The 2,415-nt window shown below is 41.2% G+C and carries 2 protein-coding genes; both read left to right on the top strand.

Translation table 11 applies throughout. From position 1 onward, the window contains the following. Positions 1–139: 139 nt before the first annotated feature. Positions 140–1,276: a carboxynorspermidine decarboxylase gene (gene nspC, locus ACOVO2_RS11590; protein ID WP_421770128.1), complete on the top strand. Its 1,137-nt coding sequence runs from the start codon at positions 140–142 to the stop codon at positions 1,274–1,276. Positions 1,277–1,678: 402 nt separating this feature from the next. Beyond that, positions 1,679–2,415: saccharopine dehydrogenase C-terminal domain-containing protein (locus ACOVO2_RS11585; RefSeq protein ID WP_421770127.1), on the top strand; the 737-nt coding region annotated here is incomplete at its 3' end.

Genomic DNA, 2,415 nt, shown 5'->3' with positions numbered 1-2,415 from the left:
ACCTAAATCAACACAAACAGCCCGCACAACATTGTTCGGGCTATTTTTTGTGATGGATTGGCATTAAATAAGTAATTTTGCAAAACAAAAATGCGTTTCAAAGCATTATTCATTTTTACATTACTCATTTTGCCTTAAAATGCCAATAGATATTTCTCAAATTCCTTCGCCGTGCTACGTTTTAGAAGAAAGACTCTTACGCCGAAATCTTGAATTACTTAACCGAGTTCAAACCGAATCGGGTGCTTCAATCATCGTAGCCTTAAAAGGCTTTTCGATGTATGCTACTTTCCCGATGGTAAAACAATATTTATCGGGAGCAACGGCCAGTTCGCTTAACGAAACTCGATTGATTGTAGAGGAAATGGGTTGTTTGGCACATACCTACTGCCCTGCCTATAAACCAGCAGAATTTGAGCAAATCATGGCCAATAGTAGCCATATTACGTTCAATTCCTTGAATCAGTGGAATCAGTTTAAAGACCAAGTACAAGGTTTTGACCGAAAAATCTCGTGCGGAATCAGAATCAACCCACAGTATGCTGAGGTTGAAACTGATATGTATAATCCGTGTATCGTAGGTTCAAGACTTGGCGTCACTCGTGAATTATTGGGTAAAGAACTACCCGAAGGCATAGAAGGATTACACTCGCACACGCTCTGTGAAAACGATTCTTACACACTCGAACGCACACTTGTGCATATCGAAGAGAAATTTGGCGATTTATTGCACCAAGTAAAATGGCTCAATCTCGGTGGTGGACACTTAATGACTCGTGAAGGTTATAACCACGAACATCTAATTGGTCTAATCAAACGCTTACGTGAAACTTATAACATCGAAATTATTCTCGAACCAGGTTCAGCCATTGGTTGGCAGACGGGCTATCTGACCTCAACAGTCTTAGATATTGTTGATGCTCAAGGAGTTGATGTAGCTATTCTTGATATATCTTTTGCCGCTCACATGCCCGACACGCTCGAAATGCCCTACAAACCACGCATTTGGGGAGCAACCGATGCTGTTGAAGGCAAACCTACTTACCGCATGGGTGGTATGACTTGCTTGGCAGGCGATTACATGGGAGATTATTCTTTCGATAAGCCTCTACAAGTGGGCGATAGCATAGTTTTTGATGATATGATTCACTACACAATGGTAAAAACCACGACTTTCAATGGCGTTGGTTTGCCATCCATCGGTATTTGGAAGGAAAACGATGAGTTTCAGTTACTAAAAAGTTTTGGTTACGAAACTTTTAAGGAAAAACTTTAGTCTTTGGCAATCCATTGGGGCTTCGCTCAGGCATCACTTCGGCTTTGCTCAAGCACAAATTTATAAAAATATTCGTTGCCTGAGCGGAGTCGAAGGCAATGAATATTTTAAAAAATTTCCTACACCATTTCCTTGCAAATAATTTTTACTTGTTTACATTTGCACAAAAATATTATTCTTCCATTGTTTAAAGACCTAAAATATCTCTTAGCACGCCTCGCCTATCTACGTAGTGCCTGCTCATTTGTTCCTGACTTCTGTTAGGTTGTCTTTTTACGTTTATTTCCCGACAAAGTTTCTCAGTTGTAGGTCAGATTTTTGGTCTGTCTCGTCGAGTTTATGGCTCACTGTTCGTTGTCGCATTTATACTTCATCTATAACATTTTAATCTTTTTCCTAACAATGAAAAACGTACTTGTCATTGGTATGGGCAAGGTAGGTTCGTTGGTTGGTACATTACTCGCAAAACGCTTTGCCGTTACGGGTATGGACCTACGCCAACCTTCTACCAAATTGCCCTTTGATGTCTTACTCGGAGATGTAAACGACATCAGTTTTTTAGAATCCACCCTCAAAAATTTTGATGCGGTTGTATCGGCCATGCCCTACAACCTCAACTTGCCAATTGCCCAAACGGCTCACAAACTCGGCATTCATTATTTCGATTTGACCGAAGATGTACCTACAACTTCGGCCATCAGAGAAATGGCCAAAACTTCTACGGCAGTCATGGCTCCACAGTGTGGACTCGCTCCAGGTTTAATCGGAATCGTAGGAGCAGATTTAGCCAAACGCTTCACCAAACTGCGTGATATTGAGCTTCGAGTGGGTGCTTTGCCTCGTTTTCCGAATGGTTTGATGGGCTATTCGTTTACGTGGTCGCCAGCGGGTGTAATAAACGAATATATCAACGATGCCGAAGTGATTCATAATGGTGAAGTTAAAATGGTAACTTCGCTTGACGGCATTGAGCATATCCAAATCGAAGGGCAGGAATTTGAGGCATTCAGCACTTCGGGCGGATTAGGCACGATGTGCGAAACCTTTGCAGGAAAAGTCGATACCCTCAATTATAAAACAATTCGCTACCCTGGCCACGCAAAATTGATGAAGTTTTTACTTTATGAATTAATTTTGAA

Origin of the sequence: Emticicia sp. (genome assembly GCF_049241225.1) — a bacterium.
In the GTDB taxonomy this organism is placed as follows: domain Bacteria; phylum Bacteroidota; class Bacteroidia; order Cytophagales; family Spirosomataceae; genus Emticicia.
Note: the sequence above shows the minus strand (reverse complement) of the source record. Positions and strands in the feature narration are given on the sequence as shown.